The 16,884-nt window shown below is 61.4% G+C and carries 15 protein-coding genes; 6 read left to right on the top strand and 9 right to left on the bottom strand.

The features are described from left to right. Positions 1-69 precede the first annotated feature (69 nt). The 4 genes from FFS45_RS41600 to FFS45_RS06620 form a co-directional block, all read right to left on the bottom strand. Positions 70-1,359, bottom strand: coding sequence for a GH-E family nuclease (locus FFS45_RS41600; RefSeq protein WP_171029587.1), 1,290 nt, complete (start codon positions 1,357-1,359; stop codon positions 70-72). A 637-nt stretch (positions 1,360-1,996) separates the two neighbouring features. After that, positions 1,997-2,326, bottom strand: a complete 330-nt coding sequence (locus FFS45_RS06630; RefSeq protein WP_137953912.1) for a hypothetical protein — start codon at positions 2,324-2,326, stop codon at positions 1,997-1,999. Between the two features lie 118 nt (positions 2,327-2,444). Then, on the bottom strand, positions 2,445-2,816 hold the full coding sequence (locus FFS45_RS06625; protein ID WP_137953911.1) for a PAAR domain-containing protein: 372 nt from the start codon (positions 2,814-2,816) through the stop codon (positions 2,445-2,447). Then, positions 2,809-3,177 (bottom strand): hypothetical protein, encoded by a 369-nt coding sequence (locus FFS45_RS06620; protein ID WP_137953910.1) that lies wholly within the window; start codon positions 3,175-3,177, stop codon positions 2,809-2,811. The genes FFS45_RS06625 and FFS45_RS06620 overlap by 8 nt, the downstream gene beginning before the upstream one ends. 743 nt (positions 3,178-3,920) lie before the next feature. Here FFS45_RS06620 and FFS45_RS06615 point away from each other — a divergent pair. The 5 genes from FFS45_RS06615 to FFS45_RS06595 all read left to right on the top strand — a co-directional run bounded on the left by FFS45_RS06615 (position 3,921) and on the right by FFS45_RS06595 (position 8,689). Continuing rightward, complete coding sequence (locus tag FFS45_RS06615) at positions 3,921-5,798, top strand: ABC transporter ATP-binding protein (RefSeq protein ID WP_137953909.1); 1,878 nt, start codon at positions 3,921-3,923, stop codon at positions 5,796-5,798. A gap of 219 nt (positions 5,799-6,017) precedes the next feature. Then, positions 6,018-6,584: a TetR/AcrR family transcriptional regulator gene (locus FFS45_RS06610; RefSeq protein ID WP_137953908.1), complete on the top strand. Its 567-nt coding sequence runs from the start codon at positions 6,018-6,020 to the stop codon at positions 6,582-6,584. 172 nt (positions 6,585-6,756) lie between these two features. After that, the gene (locus FFS45_RS06605; protein ID WP_137953907.1) at positions 6,757-7,182 is read left to right on the top strand and encodes an organic hydroperoxide resistance protein; all 426 of its coding nucleotides are present in this window, start codon (positions 6,757-6,759) and stop codon (positions 7,180-7,182) included. Between the two features lie 34 nt (positions 7,183-7,216). After that, complete coding sequence (locus FFS45_RS06600; protein WP_137953906.1) at positions 7,217-8,257, top strand: alpha/beta hydrolase; 1,041 nt, start codon at positions 7,217-7,219, stop codon at positions 8,255-8,257. Between the two features lie 162 nt (positions 8,258-8,419). After that, positions 8,420-8,689: a hypothetical protein gene (locus FFS45_RS06595; protein WP_137953905.1), complete on the top strand. Its 270-nt coding sequence runs from the start codon at positions 8,420-8,422 to the stop codon at positions 8,687-8,689. A 103-nt stretch (positions 8,690-8,792) separates the two neighbouring features. Here FFS45_RS06595 and FFS45_RS06590 read toward each other — a convergent pair whose 3' ends face one another. The 3 genes from FFS45_RS06590 to FFS45_RS06580 form a co-directional block, all read right to left on the bottom strand. Then, the gene (locus tag FFS45_RS06590) at positions 8,793-9,656 is read right to left on the bottom strand and encodes an NAD(P)-dependent oxidoreductase (RefSeq protein WP_137953904.1); all 864 of its coding nucleotides are present in this window, start codon (positions 9,654-9,656) and stop codon (positions 8,793-8,795) included. Between the two features lie 14 nt (positions 9,657-9,670). Further along, positions 9,671-10,540 (bottom strand): hypothetical protein, encoded by an 870-nt coding sequence (locus FFS45_RS06585; RefSeq protein ID WP_137953903.1) that lies wholly within the window; start codon positions 10,538-10,540, stop codon positions 9,671-9,673. Between the two features lie 233 nt (positions 10,541-10,773). After that, positions 10,774-11,838 carry a glycosyltransferase family 4 protein gene (locus FFS45_RS06580; protein ID WP_137953902.1) on the bottom strand — a complete coding sequence of 355 codons (1,065 nt, stop codon included), beginning with the start codon at positions 11,836-11,838 and terminating at the stop codon, positions 10,774-10,776. A 700-nt stretch (positions 11,839-12,538) separates the two neighbouring features. Between FFS45_RS06580 and FFS45_RS06575 the strand changes: the two genes are divergently transcribed. Next, positions 12,539-14,374, top strand: coding sequence for an ABC transporter ATP-binding protein (locus tag FFS45_RS06575; protein WP_137953901.1), 1,836 nt, complete (start codon positions 12,539-12,541; stop codon positions 14,372-14,374). Between the two features lie 165 nt (positions 14,375-14,539). On the opposite strand, the gene otsA is transcribed toward FFS45_RS06575, so the two are convergent. Beyond that, a complete protein-coding gene (gene otsA, locus FFS45_RS06570; RefSeq protein WP_137953900.1) occupies positions 14,540-15,979 on the bottom strand; it encodes an alpha,alpha-trehalose-phosphate synthase (UDP-forming) in 1,440 nt (479 codons plus the stop codon). Positions 15,980-16,034: 55 nt separating this feature from the next. Further along, positions 16,035-16,784 (bottom strand): trehalose-phosphatase, encoded by a 750-nt coding sequence (otsB, locus tag FFS45_RS06565; RefSeq protein WP_137953899.1) that lies wholly within the window; start codon positions 16,782-16,784, stop codon positions 16,035-16,037. Positions 16,785-16,884: the final 100 nt, after the last annotated feature.

Raw genomic sequence — 16,884 nt, 5'->3', positions numbered from 1 at the left:
TGGATTTATCGCCCTCGCCCCGCATCTCGCAGCGGATTACTATAGGCACATGGTGCGAGCGAGGATGTTCTATTTGTAATAAGACGACTGGCCAGCTTTATATTCATCAAGCAGAACCCGCGCTTCCGGCGGCATGACTCCACCGTCGCTTTTATCTATAAAATCATCGTCCGACATATCACCATCATCCTCACTATCCCTGCCTGCTTCGAAATCGTGAGATGCATTTGCCGTTGGACCCTCAAGTCTGAGATTATCCAGGTCGTTGTATGCGTTAGTCGCTTCACGTACCGTTGCAGGCTCAGCATCGCGTACGTAATTTCGCCAATTTTGAATATGGCCTATCTGCATGTCATTTATGTTGTGCCAACTTCCGGCCGATTCGCATTGGACTATCGTGATATTAGTTCCAGGAACAACTTCAACAGTCCTTGACCTGCCCTCGTCAACTGCTCTCGCGAATAGCCGGTCAAGCGTATTATCGTACCAGCCCCCAGGTCGGCGGAAAGTGCCATAGTTATACGCACCCTCTCCCCCGTCCGGAACAATCAGGCCTTCCAAATTAGGGGCGTAGCCGTCTCTGTATAATTGTGCGACCGAAGACATTGAAGCGGCCTGCGGAGCGGCCTGCGCTTTACCTTCTAATTGCGCCGCACTAGCCCCCAGCGCTTTTGCTCCCATTGCATCCGCCTCCGCCTCCAGCCCCACATCAGCATTCACTGGCACCCCGCCTTTCGCTTGTAGCGTCGGCTTCACTCGCCCCTGCGCCTGCTGCACGATGTGCCAAGCCTCGTGTGGCAAGTGCTGCTCCTGGCCAGGTGCCACATGAATCTCACTGCCCTGTGCATAGGCATGGGCATTTAATTGCGCCGGTTTGCCGGAGTTATAGTGCACCTTCACATGATCCATGCTCATGCCGGAAAGCGATTCAATACCTGACTTAAGACTGTCGGGCAGACCCGTATTATTGGGCTTGACAGCCTCGGCATTAACTTCGCGCTGTGCCGCTTTGCCTTCAAACTTGGCTTGCATGGCCAGGAACTGTTGTTGCTGCGGGCTATTTCTCATCATAGCCTGCAGGACTCCGAGCTGTTGCTGTCGCGGGCTATTTCTCATCACAGCCTGCAGGACTTCGAGCTGTTGCTGCCGCGGGCTATTTCTCATCATAGCCTGCAGGACTTCGAGCTGTTGTTGCCGCGGGCTATTCCTCATCACGGTTTGCTGATGTTTTAGCTGCGCAGCATCCGCACGAGTATCGTCAAATTCCACCTGAGATTGCGCTAACCTTTGTATTGGCTGTTGCAGTGCCTGGCTTTGCTGCTTGGCTTTCTCATTAGCAGTCTGTGCATAGGTTTGCATGTTCACCAAATCCCTTAACGATAGTGGATCCCGAGCCTGCAGATCGAATGCTCATTGTGAGCATCGCGAATGACAGCGCGCCCGCCCTCTTGGCAATGGACGCGGCAGTCGGATCGATCAGCCAGTGCAACGATTTTGCAAGTGTATCAATTGGTGCCGCGTAAGCAAGTCATTAGTAGCAGGAGCGTCAAGTCAAGCGCTGCGCCTATTGCTCATTGCAGAACTTATACTTGCCTGGTTCAGGCGCGCATCGTCCAGATCGAGTCCCTTGAATTCCGCCTGTGGCCAGCTTGTCGATCTGTTTGCCAATTGCACCACGCAAAAGGCAAGGGTAAACGCGATTTCACGATGGTTTACAAGGGCACCCCTAACGCACCCGACACGACCGAAAGTGCAGCGGAAAGGCCAACTGCGAAGACGGCGACCTTCGAGGAGCCAGTTGACGATCTCCCGCCCCCGGCTACTCGCCCTGCACTGCAACGCTGAGACTGACTGAAATCAAACGACATGGACAAGTCGATGCCACCAAACGATGGAAGCACGGGCGAAATACATCTGTGCCTGCCAATGCATACGGGGCGGTTCCACACAGACGCCGACAACCTTTCCGTCGCCGGCCTCACGCCGACGCGCACGCTCAGCCAAAGTAACGAAAAACGTACCAAGAAAAGTACAGGCAACCGGTGACCAGCAGCAGAGCCGAAAAAGTCACTGCCCGCCTCGTGAACGACCATCGCTTCCCGATACCCACATAGGCAATGCCGCCATAGACGACTGCCGGACCCAAAAACCACCAAATGAAGATTGCCATCACCCACCAAGGCACATCGCAATGGTCGATCTCATAGCATCCGTGGATCGGGGGTTTCGGAAGCGGCCAATCGATCTGGCTCGTCACATAGCCAAAGAACCATGCCACCAGGAGTCCGACGCCCATCGCTGAAATGACGCCCGGCAGTCGTTTCATTTCACTGGCCAGAAGAGAATTTGCTTCGACTCACCCAAATCTGAATAGCCCGGTCCAGTTCGCATATTTAAGGTAAAGCACGCAAAGGTTTCCAACGTGCCAAGAGCACCATTGTTCGTCAATCGCGAACCCGTTCGTCAAAGACTACCGAAGCCGACGAGGAACTCTCTCTGTATGCGGGACTAGAGCTGCCCGCGCTTGCTGTATCGCCAGTTGTTTCGAGAAAAATTCTGGGATTCGCGCCGACCATGACGCGGTTCTTGCCGCACGGACACAGCACCCTGTCGCCATCCCCTACAATATCGCGGCCCCTTTCCGACATCCCCCGGCCAGTGCCGAATATCTTGAATACGCCCTTGCAGTTGCCGCAGGTTGCCTCATCGCCGCTCAGAGCAACCTTTTTACCGTTGTCGTGAATCGTGGACGAATAGGCAAGTACAAAACCTCGCGCTGTCGTCGGGTCTCCGTGCCGAACCGCTGCCTTACGCATAAGCCCTCCCTTCGCGGGTGACTGCGCTCCCGGGTAACGTTTTGGCCGGATCAAACATACCGAAAACCTGCTCGCCAACGCCCGCAAACGCAGGCTCTCGCGCTTCAGCCAGCATGCTTACACGACCGCCACGCTCGGTGCTTGCATTAACGATCGCACACAGGTACGTCGTTTCTTGCTTCTGCTTATCTGTCATTTCCGTTTTCCGTCTCCGGTGAATCGTCGCAGGTAATTCCTCGCGCGAGCGAGCGCCTCCTGCGCCCACGGGTTCGTACAGCGCAACTGGATACGCAAACCCAATTTCAATCGTCTGCGAAACGCCGCGTGACGTGATATCAGAGGAGTCCGAAACGAGGTCCATCAGAAATGCAAAAACCGCCCTTGGGGCGGCGCAACCCGACGACGCTGCTAGTGACCTCATCGCCAGAGGACGAACAACGGGAATCCCGGCGAAGCAGACCCGGCGCTGCCGAGCAGGTTGGATGACCCTCGATGCATACCGACCGCTTCGAAGATAAGCGCTTATTCGTTGATCGGTCCGAACGTGTTCACCACTGCTTTTCAAGCGATCTCACTTGAGCTCGACAGGTCTCCCACGCTGAAACATTCAAGCCATCAGGCGAATTTCCTGGGGTGTTCGGCGTAGCCTCGGGTTTTTGCCTGCATACACCACTTCCTGCGATACCCCGGCTACGGGACGTGTGCAAAACACCCCAAAAATGCCGACTGCATTTTTCGCTCACAGGTAACACCCTCTCCCCCCAATTCCTCGTACCAAATCAACCACACCCCACATCTCCCGCTTGCCACCGCGATAAACCCGCTATATATTCAAACCTCGGACATCAGCTCCGAAAACATCTTCTTCACTTCACTCAACACTAAAGGGAGGCATCACATGTTGTTCAGCGTGCACATTGCCACTCTTTACGTGGCCTCGCGACCGTAACCAGTCGCCAACGTAGGTCCGCCATTTCGGCAAGCCTGCGCATTTTCCAGACGGTCTAATACTCGCTCGCCAGACGGTTCTGGCCCGCGTCGGCTGTCTATTCCTGTTGCTCCTGAATGGAATCCCGGGGTCTCTGCGTCCCCAGGCCGTGACCAATGACTACAAAAAAACTCGACTTTAGCGGACAAGCCTTTAAGGACGTCCTCGGCTTCACCTTCCGGCACTGGCGCGAACAGCCTTGGCGCATCTTCGCGGTCACCGGCCTCGTGCTGCTCGCGGCATTGGCCGACGTGCTCACTCCGATGTTTGCGGGACATCTCGTGGACGCCATTGCTTCCGGCGCCACGGGGAACCCGGAGGCACGGCATGCGGCCATCACTGCGTTCGCCACGCTGGTCGGACTCGGTCTGGGCGCCACCTTGCTGAATCAGGGCGTCTACCGGAACATCATCGTCTTCACGCTCAAGATGATGAGCCGGGTCGCCGGCAATGCCTTTCACCGGGTGCAGCGTTTCTCGACCGACTGGCATGCCAACAGCTTTGCCGGCTCCACGGTGCGCAAGATCACGCGCGGCATGTGGGCGCTCGACATACTCAACGACACGCTGCTGATCGCGCTGTTTCCATCGGTCGTCATGCTGGTGGGCTCCACCGTTCTGCTCGGCGCTCGCTGGCCGTTGATGGGCGCGGTCGTGGGCCTCGGCTCGGTGCTCTATATCACGGTGACGGCCATGCTGTCGCTCGGCTTCGTCGCGCCTGCCGCGCGTCTCGCCAACACGTGGGACACCAAAATGGGTGGCGCGCTGGCCGATGCGGTGAGCTGCAACGCGGTCGTCAAGGCGTTCGGCGCCGAAGCACGCGAAGAAGTTCTGCTCGCTCGCATCGTCGAGAAGTGGCGCCACCGCACCAAACGCACCTGGGTGCGCGGCACGCTCAATGGCGGCGCGCAAGGCGGCATGCTGGTGTTGATCCAGGCGTCGATCCTCGGTGCTGCGCTGTTCCTGTGGACGCGTGGCGAAGCCAGCGTGGGCGACATCACGTTCGCGTTGACGATGTTCTTCATGTTGCAGGGCTATCTGCGTGAAGTGGGCATGCACATCCGCAACCTGCAGCGCTCGGTCAACGATATGGAAGAACTGGTGGAGCTCGAAAAGCAGCATCTGGGTATCGAGGACATGCCCGGCGCGCGTCCGATCGCAATCGAAAAAGGCGAGATCCGTTTCGAGCGCGTCACGTTCCACTATGGCTCGCTCGCTGCACCGCTCTACGACAACTTCTCGGTACGCATTGCGCCGGGTGAGCGCGTGGGGCTGGTGGGACATTCGGGTTCAGGCAAGACGACGTTCATCAAGCTGATCCAGCGGCTCTATGACGTCAACGGCGGGCGCATCACCATTGACGGGCAGGACATCGCCCGGGTCAGCCAGGCGTCGCTGCGCAGCCAGATCGCCATCGTCCAGCAGGAGCCGGTGCTGTTTCACCGCACGCTGGCCGAGAACATCGCCTACGCCCGTCCTGGCGCGACGCACGCCGAGATCGAGCGGGCCGCGAAGCTCGCCAGCGCCCATGACTTCATCATGGCGCTGCCTAACGGCTACGACACGCTGGTAGGCGAGCGCGGCGTCAAGCTCTCGGGCGGCGAGCGCCAGCGCGTGGCGATTGCGCGCGCCTTCCTCGCGGACGCGCCGATCCTGATTCTGGACGAGGCCACCTCGAGCCTCGACAGCGAAAGTGAGGTGCTGATCCAGCAGGCGATGGAACGGCTGATGGTGGGACGCACGACGCTCGTCGTCGCGCACCGGCTGTCGACCGTGCGGGCGCTGGACCGGCTGCTGGTGCTCGATAAGGGCAAGATCATCGAGGAAGGCAGTCACGATGCGCTGATCCAGATCGAGAAAGGCTTGTACCGCAGGCTGTTCGAGCGTCAGGCGCTGGAGTTGATCAAGGGTCTGTCCGACCCCGGCGTGCGGCGTGCCGCGCTTGGCGCCGGCGTAAAGCAGATCGACGACTCGGAACTGCTGGTGGACGAGTAAGCGCGTCCGAAAGACGCGGGGGTCGCATGCCCCTCGCGTCCGAAGCCAGCGGCAGCCGGGTAATGGCTGAGCAGCTCAACCGCAGCCACCTCTGCACTAGCAACAACTCAGGCCGGCGTATGCCAATACGCCGGCTTTTTTTATCCCGGCGAACCGCTCCGCAAATAAATTTTCATCTTCCGCTTGACAGTCTATCTATGAGTAGATAAAGTTCAGTCCATGGAAACGGTAACGACAGTTCGCGAACAGATTCTGGACCACGCAGTCACGCTGATCATGCTGCGCGGGTACAACGGTTTTAGCTACCGTGATCTGTCCGGCCTGGTCGGCGTAAAGACCTCGAGCATCCACTACTACTTTCCGTCGAAAGACGATCTGGTGCTGGAAGCAGTCAACGAGTACAGCAAAGAGGTATTGAACGCCCTCCATGGCATTGAGGCTTCGTTGCCGGCCGACGCAAAGCTCAGCAAGTACGCGAAGCTGTTCGGCAGAACCCTCGGGGACGGCAATCAGATCTGCCTGTGTGGCATGCTGGCTGCGGACATCGAGTCACTGCCCGAGAACATCCGGCAAGCGGTGCAGGCGTTTTTCAAGGCCAATGAAAACTGGCTGGCGAAGGTTCTGACGCAAGGCGCTCAGGAGAAAACGCTGGCGGTGAACGGCAAGCCGGAAAACGCGGCGCGCGCGCTCTACGCGGCCTTTCAGGGCAGCGTGTTGGCGAGCAGGTTGTTCCACACCAAGGCCCGGCTCGAAGATGTCGAAGCTTCGGTGAGAATTGCGCGGTAACGCAGTCGAACGAGAGGTGGTACGCCACCTTTTTATTTAGCCCGGTTATCTATCTTTGAGTAGATAGATAACCGGGAGATATGAAGCAGAAGTCCTTGTCGTTGTACCCGTAAATCTATCTGGTAGTAGATAGAAAACTTGAGCAACCCAACCTCTTTAAAGGAGTTTCACCATGTCCCTCGAAAAAGTTCTCTACCGCGCTCATGCCCACGCAACCGGCGGCCGTGATGGCCGCGCTGTGGTGCCCGCAGGCAACCTCGACTTCAAGCTGACCACGCCCAAAGAACTGGGCGGTGCCGGCGGCGAAGGCGCCAACCCGGAACAACTGTTCGCTGCCGGCTACAGCGCGTGTTTCCTCGGCGCGATGAAGTTCGTCGCCGCACGCGAAAAGATCGCCATCCCCGCGGACGTCGCGATTGACGGCAGCGTCGGCATCGGCGTGATCCCTAACGGCTTCGGCATTGAAGTCGAACTGAAGATTTCGCTGCCCGGCATGACGCGTGAAGCGGCGCAAACGCTGGTCGACAAGGCACACGTGGTCTGCCCGTACTCGAACGCGACGCGCGGCAACATCGACGTCACGCTGACGATCGTCTAACCCACCCCACCAATCGCATAGACCGGAAGCCAACATGAAAACCTTCAAGCCCCTGCTGCTCGTCACTGCACTCGCCACTGCGCTCGCCGTCAGCACCACCTTCGCAGCCGCTGCCACGCCGGCAGCGTCCGCTACGCCTGACCAGGTAACAAGCCAGTTTCTCCACGCGCTTAACAGCGGCACGGGACCGGCGATCAACACGTTGCCTCCTGCGCAGGCGCGTCAGGTGTTGGTGGGGGCACAGAACAGCGTCAAGGTGGATCTGTCGGGTATCGATGTGTCGAACAGGACCATCGAGCAGGACGGCATCAGCGTGCCGATCACCATCGTGCGCCCGCAGGGCGTGACGGGTACGCCACCGGTCTTCATGTTCTTCCACGGCGGCGGCTGGATTCTCGGCGATTTCCCGACCCACGAGCGTCTGGTGCGCGACCTCGTCGTGCAATCCGGTGCGGTGGCGGTGTTCGTCAACTACACGCCCTCGCCCGAAGCGCGCTATCCGGTGGCCATCAACCAGGCCTACGCGGCAACGAAGTGGGTCGCGGCGCATGGCAATGAAATTGGTGTAGACGGCAGCCGTCTGGCGGTGGTCGGCAATAGTGTGGGCGGCAACATGGCAGCGGTCGTGTCGTTGATGGCAAAAGACAAGCAAGGCCCGGCGATCCGCCTTCAAGGTCTGATGTGGCCGGTAACGGACAACGACTTCAACGATGGCTCGTACAACGCCTATCCGGAAGGCCACTTCCTGACCCGTCCGATGATGAAGTGGTTCTGGGACGCCTACACGAAGGATCCGAAGCAGCGTAACGAGATTTATGCATCGCCGTTGCGTGCTTCGCTGGATCAGTTGAAGGGCCTGCCGCCGGCGCTGATTCAGGTTGCCCAGTTCGATGTGCTGCGCGACGAAGGCGAGGCCTACGGCCGCAAGCTCGACGCAGCCGGCGATGAAGCGACCACGGTGCGCTACAACGGCACGATCCACGACTTCGGCTTGCTCAATGCGCTCGCAGAGGATGCGCCGACGAAGGCTGCGATCAGGCAACTCGCCAACGAACTGCAGTCTCGCCTGAAGTAAGAGGCTGGAAAGCAAGGGCCCGAAAAAGCCCTTGGCAACAGCCTGGCAAAACCCTGTTAGTCCGGCCGCGGCGCAGTCGTCGAACCACGCTGCGCCGCCGCCCTCGCCCGCTGAAGGTGCGCCGGACCCACAAGACTTTTAACGCACATTGGAGTGAATATCATGAACCGCAATCTCATCGCAGCCCTTTTGATCGCCGCTACCTCGGCAGTGGCAGCACCCGCGTTCGCCAGCAGCGGCTACGGCCCGGCGCCGTCATATAACCCGCTCGCGGGTGCCCCGGCGTCGCAACGTGGCCAGAGCGCACAGACCGTCGCTGCCGAGCAGGCCGTCTACAACGCCAACGCCTACGGTGGTGTCGTGAGTGTGGGTTCCGATTCAGGCAGCCGCACTCAGCGTGTGAGCGGGCAATCGCTGTTCGCTCATCGCTAAGCAGCCCGGATGATCGGGTCACCTACGATGTCCGGGAGTCAGGGCGTACGGGTGCGACGCGTCGTCCCCCTGACCTCGCCCCTTCACTGCGGCGCGTTTGCGCTCAGGACTTCGGCTCCATCGGACCTGCCAGCACGAACGGGCCGCCCTGGAAGCGCTGGGTCGGATCGTCGAGATCCGCATCGGGCGCTGTGAGCGGAAACAGATGCTCGAACTGCTCCGAGCTGTCCTGCGGCCGGAAGCCGAGAAAGGCCGCCTTGGTGTTGTCCACCCACTTGCGGCGGTTATCCGACACGCCATACACAATCGCGTGCCCCACCCGGTTGGTGAACAGCGAGCAGCGCACCAGTTCGATGAAGTCACGATAGCTCAGATACGTCACCAGCATGCGCGGGTTCTTCGGCTGCTCGAACGACGAGCCGATCCGCAGACACACCGTCTCCAGTCCGAAGCGGTCGAAGTAGTAGCGCGACAGCGATTCGCCGAAGCACTTGCTGACGCCGTACAGGCTGTCGGGACGCAACGGCGCGTCGATATCGACCACCGAATTGACCGGATGAAACCCCACCGCATGATTCGAGCTGGCGTAGACGATGCGCTTCACGCCCTGCTTCTGCGCGGCCGAATACAGGTTGTACAGGCCGCGGATATTCGCTTCGAGCAAATCCTCGAACGGCGCTTCGACCGAAATGCCGCCCAGGTGGATCACCGCGTCGACACCTTCGAGCAGGGCATGCACCGCCTGCTGGTCGGCGAGGTCTACCACCGCCGCCTCTTCGTGCCCGGCCAGTTCGCCAAGGGGCGCGATATCGCTCACGCGCACGATCTCGGCCCACGCAGCGAGCGCGCCGCGCAGCTGCTTGCCGAGATTGCCGGCGGCGCCCGTCAGCAACAGACGCCGGAATGGTTTGCGGGTTGCGTCCTGGCCGGATGCAATGTGCGTGTCGGAAGTCGTCTTATCGGTCATGAGGTTTCCAGAGATCAGGCCTGGCGCAACGAGGTATCGAGAGCTCGTGCAGCGACCCGGTCACCTTCCGTGGCGAGCGCCGCACGAAACACTGTCTGACGGTTATGTCCTGCAGCCGCGGGCGAGTCCCATAACAACTCGACCTTGGGGCGCCGATGCAGCCAGCCGGTCTGCGCAGCGGCGCGCGGCATGGCCGAAGCGGAGCTTGAAGTTGCCGCCACAGGTGCCGGCGCCCCGCCGCCCGCGTCGAGCACGTCGGCCGGCGCCGCTACCGGTGCGGCAGACCCGTCGCCCTGACCATCCGGCCAGCGCACCGAGAGTTCGCGCGCATCGTACTGACCGAGCTTGCGGCTTTCCACCCAGACGATCACCGTGCGCGTCGTCGCATCGACGGAAATCGCATAACGGCCAATCGCAAACCGGCGCGCCGCGACATTGGTACGCCACAGCGCGCGTGGACGGCAGATCCACAGCACCGCCGCGTACAAGGCGGGCGCCGCCACCAGCCAGCCGTTGGTGGCGGCCACCGCATGCAGCGCGCGCCTTCCGCCGGCGCTCCAGACGAAGGCGCCCACGGAGAAAACCGCGAACAGGAATCCGAGGAAAGCGAACAGACGCAGCGCCTGGCGCAACCATTGCGGCAGCGGGTGAAAAGGACGCTCGGCCTGGGCGCGCGCACCCGGCAGAAAGATCAGCAGAAACAGAAAGACGAGATTGATACAGGCCCACGGCGACGAAGCCATGGCGGCCAGCGACGAGACGATGTCCATTTGCGACATCGAAAACAGCCACCGAGCCAGAATCACGAGACCGATGGCCCGCAGCGCGAAAATCGTTCCGGCGCCGGGCGCCGCATTCGCACGCGTCTCTTTCGTTCTCGCCAAGGCATCCTCCTGTCGGTGACGACGCCGCAGCCAAATTTGCGGCAGGGCCATTATAGGGATATTACCGAGACGGCTCACGGTTCCCTCCCCCAAAACGCCACTTTCAGCGCATTCCCAGCCAAATGCGCGGCGCGCATGCAACAACGCCCCGCGTGCTTGACACACGCGAGGCGTTGCAGGTGCTCACAGGACCGTCCAGCGGACAGTCCAGGAGCAGTACGACTTTCTGACTATTAGCTTGCGTTGACTTCGCGCAGCACCGTGCGGCGCTTCTGGCGCAGCAGTTCTTCGTACGAAGCGACGTAGTTCTGCGCCATGACCTTCGACGAGAAACGTGCTTCAAAGGCCTTGCGCACCGTTTCACGCGGCAGCGTGTTCAGGCGCTTGACGGCGGCCACTGCGCTGATTTCGTCTTCGACGACGAAGCCCGACACGCCGTGCTCGATCACTTCAGGCACCGAGCCGCGCTTAAAGGCGATGACCGGCGTACCGCAGGCCATGGCTTCGATCATCACCAGACCGAAAGGCTCCGGCCAGTCGATCGGGAACAGCAGCGCGTGGGCGTTGCCGAGGAATTCGGTCTTCTCGGCTTCGCTGATTTCGCCGATATATTCGACGTGCGGCAGCGACATCAGCGGCTTGATGACTTCGTCGTAGTACGCGCGGTCAGCCTTGTCGAGCTTGGCGGCAACCTTGATCTTCATGCCCGACTGCTCGGCGATGCGGATTGCCGTGTCGAGGCGCTTTTCCGGCGAGATGCGGCCGAGGAACGCGAGATAGCTCGGCTTGACGTCGGGAATCGGCTTGAGCAGGTTTTCCGGCAGGCCGTGATAAACCGTGGACAGCCAGTTCGCCTGCTGCAGCGGCAGACGCTGGTTGTCCGAGATGGACACGACCGGCACGTCGCTGAACGCATTGAAAACCGGCTGCAGTTCCGGCAGATCCAGACGACCGTGCATGGTGGTCAGGAACGGCACCGGCTGACGGGCGAACAGCGAGAACGGGTAATAGTCGATGTGGAAGTGCAGCACATCGAATTCGTCCGCGCGGCGGCGCACTTCTTCGAGCAGCAGCATGTGCGGCGCCATCACGTCGCGAATCGTCGGGTCGAGGCGCAGCGCCTGCGGCCAGAACGCTTCGAGTTTCGCCGAGGTCTGCGAATCGCCGCTCGCGAAGAGCGTCACATCGTGTCCCTGTTCGACCAGTGCCTCGGTCAGGTAGGACACTACCCGTTCCGTTCCACCGTACAGCTTGGGGGGAACCGCCTCGTGCAACGGAGCGATTTGAGCGATTCGCATAGAGAGAACTCCTCGTAAAAAATCAGGCAAAAGTACTGCGGTTTGTTAAAAGCGACTCGCTTTGCTCGCCTGGCCAGTCAGGCCGGCTGATGCCGGCTCAGGCCTGTTTCGTTCGAGAAATCCTGCGATGGATCGCTTGGTAAGGATGCCCAGACTGTTCATCATCACCAGGCTGTACATGTGCCGTAAACGCACAAGCGTCAGACTCGTTGACAAACTGCCACGTATTTCATGGGCCGACCGAGCACGCATTATGGGTGCCGGACGTCCCGTGCGGCGCGGGACATTTCAAACACTTTACGTTGTTACAAAGCGGAAACATTTTGCAAACCCTTGTTTTATAAGCCAGTTCTACAGTAAGGGCTGGCTTTGGCGCATGGCCCCCAAGCTGGATTTTGCAAATTCTTCCGTCAATGTTTCCTGTGCGCCGCCCGTCGGCGCGCCGCCGCGCGTTGAATGGCTTTTGTAATTATATCTCGAAATTATTCCGCAATCTGCATGAACCACGGCCGCCACACGGGGTCGAGCAAACAGGTGTTGCGGATGCCTATCGCGAAATCAGTCGCGTCCCGTTGCCGTTCGAACACGGCGGAATGCCTTTTGCGTGTTTACAATGCGAGCATCTGCCTTTTGTGGCGATGCGTCCCGTGGCCCATGCCGTTGCATGACATAACCTGAAACACACCGACCACACGATCAATTGGAACATCTCACCATCGCCCAGCGTAATGCCCACAACGCAAAGCTTTCGAGCTATGCGCACAGGCCGCTTGCGTTTCTTTTTCGCTATATCCGCCGCCACCCGCTCGCCCATGCGATCGTCCTGTGCAGCGTGTTCGCGGCTGTGGGTTGTGCGCTCGCCTCTCAATACGCCATCAAGCATCTGATCGACGTGCTCGGCGAAGGCCGGCACCATCCGGGCCCGCTGTGGGGGGCGTTCGCCATCCTGGTCGGCCTGATCGCCGCTGATAACCTGCTGTGGCGGGTGGCCGGCTGGGTCGCCGCCCATACCTTCGTCGCCGTCACCGGCGATCTGCGCCGCGATCTGTTCCAGTACCTGAGCGGCCACTCTCCGACCTACTACTCCGAAAAGCAGCCCGGCATGCTGGCGAGCCGTATCACCGCCACCTCGAACGCGGTCTACACGGCGGAGAACACCACCTCGTGGAACGTGCTGCCGCCGTGCATCGCCGTGCTCGGTGCGATTGTCATGATCATTGCCGTGAACCCGCTGATGGCGGCCGGCCTGATGGTCTGCTCGGCGATCCTCTCGGTGGTGCTCTACAAGCTCGCCGGACGCGGTTCGGCGCGCCACCATCACTTCGCCACCAAGGCCGCGTCGGTCGACGGCGAACTGGTCGACGTGATCAGCAACATGGGCCTCGTGCGTGCCTTCGGTATGACCTTTCGCGAGCAGTCGCGCTTCGGCGCGACCGTCAAGGCCGAAATGGACGCGCGCCAGCAAAGCCTGCTTTACCTCGAAAAGCTGCGTCTGCTGCACGCCGTCATCACGGCCATGCTGTCGGCCGGGCTGCTCGGCTGGGCGCTGTGGCTGTGGGATCACGGCAAGGCAACCTCCGGCGACATCGTGCTGGTCAGCTCGCTCGGCTTCACGATCCTGCACGGCACCCGCGATCTCGCCGTCGCGCTGGTCGACGTCACGCAGCACGTCGCGCGGCTCGCCGAAGCAGTGCGCACCCTGCTTGAGCCGCACGGCATGCCGGACCGCTCGGACGCCGTGGAACTGGTGCCGCAAGGCGGGCGCATCGACTTCGAAAGCGTGACATTCGCCTACCCGCGCCGCCGGCCGATTCTCGACCACTTCGATCTGCACATTGCGGCCGGCCAGCGAGTCGGGCTGATCGGCAAGTCGGGCGCGGGCAAATCCACCGTGCTGTCGCTGCTGCAGCGTTTCTACGAGACACAGGGCGGCCAGATCAAGATCGACGGACAAGACGTTGCCTCGATCACGCAGGACAGCCTGCGCCACGCGATCGCCGTCGTGCCGCAGGACATCGCACTGTTTCACCGCAGCGTCTACGAGAACATCGCCTACGGACGCCCCGAGGCGAGCCGCGACGAAGTGCTGGCAGCGGCGCGCGAAGCGCGTTGCGCGGACTTTATCGAAGCGATGCCGGAAGGCTACGACACGATCGTCGGCGACCGCGGCGTGAAACTTTCGGGCGGCCAGCGCCAGCGCATCGCAATTGCACGCGCCATCCTGAAGAATGCGCCGATCCTGCTGCTCGACGAAGCCACTTCGGCGCTCGACAGCGCCTCCGAAGAAGCGATCCAGAAAGCGCTCGACCGCTTGATGGTGGGCCGCACGGTGGTGGCGATTGCCCACCGTCTGTCGACGCTGAACAGTTTCGACCGCATCATCGTGATGAGCGCGGGCAAGGTGGTCGACGACGGCTCGCCCGAGGAACTGCGCAACCGGCCGGGGCTGTACCGCGACCTGCTGTCGAAGCAGTACGGCAAAGGCACCACCCTGCACGCCGGGGGCAAGAAGGTCGACGAGCAGCACGTGGTTTGACGCTGAGGGTGGCCCCTCCCTTGAGGCCACCGTGAGCAGTGAGCCGTACAGTGCGCCGCGAGCGCCAGCTTCAATGAAGCGGCTTTTTCGCTTTTGCGGCTACATGCTTTTACGGTTACGTGCCGCGGGTGAACCCAGCCACCTCAGGCTGAAGCGCTTGCGCCCTCAGCCCGCCAGCGGCTCACTGGCCGCGAGCGTCGCGCCGCCACCCTGGGTAAGCGCACCCGCCGCCTGCAGATCGCGCATGAAGTTATCGCGCCACACCGACACATTGTTCTCGCGCAGCCGCGCCATCATGTCCCGGTAGCGTGACTGACGCTCGGCGAGCGGCATCGACAGGCCCTGCGCCAACGCCTCGGCCATGCCGTCGATATCCACCGGGTTGACGATCAGCGCACCGTCCAGCTCCTGTGCCGCGCCCGCGAAGCGCGACAGCACCAGCACGCCCGGATCTTCGGGGTCCTGCGCCGACACGTACTCCTTGGCAACCAGGTTCATGCCGTCGCGCAACGGCGTGACGAAGCCGACGTGCGCCGTGCGAAACAGCGCCGCCAGCACCGGCCGCTCGTATTGACGGTGGATGTAGAGAATCGGCGCCCAGTCGAGTTCGGCAAACCGGCCGTTGATGCGCCCCGACTCGCCTTCGAGCTGCAGACGGATGTCCTGATAGGCATTCAGGTCGGCGCGCGTTGGCGGCGCGATCTGCAGGAACGACACCTTGTTGCGCTGTGCGGGCGCGTGTTCGAGCAGCCGCTCGAAGGCCCGGAACCGTTCCACCAGCCCCTTCGAATAGTCGAGCCGGTCGACGCTCATGATCAGCTTGCGCGAATGCAGCGTGGCCTTCATCGTGCGCACCGGCTTGCCGCGCTCGCCCGCTTTGGCGAGTTCGGCGATCTCATCCGGATAGACGCCGATCGGATATGCCGCCGCCTTCAAGGTACGGCCAAACGCCCGCACCAGCGTCGGCCCTTCAGCGGGCGCCTCGACCGTGCCGTTCGCTTCGTTGACGATGTAGTCGCAAAACGCCCGCAGATCAGGCGCGGTCTGAAAGCCGAGCAGGTCGAACGAGCACAATGCTTCGACCAGTTCGCGATGCGGCGGCACCGCCAGCAGCACCTGCGAGGCCGGAAACGGAATATGCAGAAAGAAGCCGATACGGTTCTTCACCCCGGCCGCGCGCAAGGCTTGCGCGAACGGGATCAGGTGATAGTCGTGCACCCAGATCACGTCGTCATCGCGTAGCAAGGGCACGAGCTGCTGGGCCAGCCAGGTATTGACGCGGCAATAGCCGCCGAAGTCATGCCGGTCGTATTGCAGCAGGTCCGCGCGGTAGTGGAACGCGGGCCACAAGGTGGCGTTCGAAAAGCCGCGGTAGTACTGGTCGTAGTCGCGCCGCATCAGAGGGATGGTCGCGAACGTCACCGGGCCGCGCTCCTCCACGCTGATCTGCGGCTGCCCGGAAGCGAGCACCTCGCCGCTCCAGCCGAACCACATGCCACCGGTTTCCTTCAGCGCATCGTAGACGCCGACTGCCAGACCGCCTGCCGCCGGGCCCCCTTCCGAGATCGGCGCGACCCGGTTCGATACGATAATCAGTCGGCTCATGAAGCGCGGTTTCCGTCCAAAAGAACAATCGGAATAAAGCGGGATGCGGCGCGCATCATGCGCCGCGCGCCGCGCTGACGATGCCGTCGAGCCATGCAAGCAAGGCGCCGACCGATTCGAGCCGCGAGCGCGCAATGGTATCGCCGGGGCCGACCTTGATCGACACGCCACCGCGCTCGTTGACGACCGCGAAGCCCTTCTCGTCGGTCAGGTCGTCGCCGGCGAACACCGGCCGGCGTCCGGTGAACGGCGGTTCGTCCAGAAAGGCCCGCACGGCGCGCCCCTTGTCGACATCTTTCGGTTTGATCTCGTAGACCATCTTGCCGGGCTGCAGCACATACGCGCCGGGATAGTCGGCCACCAGCCGCTCCGTGACGGTCCGTGCCACCGGCTCGCGGTCCGGGGCGTTGCGGTAGTGCAGCGCCAGCGCCGCGCCCTTGATTTCGAGCAGCATGCCTGCGTTTGCGTTGACCACCTGGGCCAGCACCTGCTCCATGCGCAACAGGCGCTCGTCATGAAAGCCGATCCGTTGCGTATCGCCGTTCGCATCGCGCCGCTCCGCGCCGTGCAGTCCGGCGATGGGCAGATCGGGCATGCCGAGGAAGGCGTCGATACTGTCGATGCCGCGGCCCGAAACGATCGCCACCGCCCCATTGGTCAGGCGGCGCAGCTCGGTCAACAGCGTGATGACCTCGGGTTGCACCAGCACGCCGTCTGGTGTGGGAGCCAGCTCGACGAGCGTGCCGTCGAAATCGAAGAAAAATGCCGTCTCACTGGGAGACAGAACAGCCGGAAGTGCTTGCATCGGTTTATCTTGCCTTTCAGCCGCTCGCAGCCGCAAAAGTGTGCGCATCTTACCGCGCATCCCGCTATTTTTCGGGAAAGTAAGCCTGAGTGCAACGCCA

The sequence above is a fragment of the Burkholderia sp. 4M9327F10 genome, assembly GCF_005503145.1.
Lineage (GTDB): Bacteria > Pseudomonadota > Gammaproteobacteria > Burkholderiales > Burkholderiaceae > Paraburkholderia.
Note: the sequence above shows the minus strand (reverse complement) of the source record. Positions and strands in the feature narration are given on the sequence as shown.

Bases quoted from the DNA above. Each gene is read 5' to 3' on its own strand.
- FFS45_RS41600 (WP_171029587.1), bottom strand. From the start codon at position 1,359: ATGCAAACCTATGCACAGACTGCTAATGAGAAAGCCAAGCAGCAAAGC.
- FFS45_RS06630 (WP_137953912.1), bottom strand. From the start codon at position 2,326: ATGAAACGACTGCCGGGCGTCATTTCAGCGATGGGCGTCGGACTCCTG.
- FFS45_RS06625 (WP_137953911.1), bottom strand. From the start codon at position 2,816: ATGCGTAAGGCAGCGGTTCGGCACGGAGACCCGACGACAGCGCGAGGT.
- FFS45_RS06620 (WP_137953910.1), bottom strand. From the start codon at position 3,177: ATGGACCTCGTTTCGGACTCCTCTGATATCACGTCACGCGGCGTTTCG.
- FFS45_RS06615 (WP_137953909.1), top strand. From the start codon at position 3,921: ATGACTACAAAAAAACTCGACTTTAGCGGACAAGCCTTTAAGGACGTC.
- FFS45_RS06610 (WP_137953908.1), top strand. From the start codon at position 6,018: ATGGAAACGGTAACGACAGTTCGCGAACAGATTCTGGACCACGCAGTC.
- FFS45_RS06605 (WP_137953907.1), top strand. From the start codon at position 6,757: ATGTCCCTCGAAAAAGTTCTCTACCGCGCTCATGCCCACGCAACCGGC.
- FFS45_RS06600 (WP_137953906.1), top strand. From the start codon at position 7,217: ATGAAAACCTTCAAGCCCCTGCTGCTCGTCACTGCACTCGCCACTGCG.
- FFS45_RS06595 (WP_137953905.1), top strand. From the start codon at position 8,420: ATGAACCGCAATCTCATCGCAGCCCTTTTGATCGCCGCTACCTCGGCA.
- FFS45_RS06590 (WP_137953904.1), bottom strand. From the start codon at position 9,656: ATGACCGATAAGACGACTTCCGACACGCACATTGCATCCGGCCAGGAC.
- FFS45_RS06580 (WP_137953902.1), bottom strand. From the start codon at position 11,838: ATGCGAATCGCTCAAATCGCTCCGTTGCACGAGGCGGTTCCCCCCAAG.
- otsA (WP_137953900.1), bottom strand. From the start codon at position 15,979: ATGAGCCGACTGATTATCGTATCGAACCGGGTCGCGCCGATCTCGGAA.
- otsB (WP_137953899.1), bottom strand. From the start codon at position 16,784: ATGCAAGCACTTCCGGCTGTTCTGTCTCCCAGTGAGACGGCATTTTTC.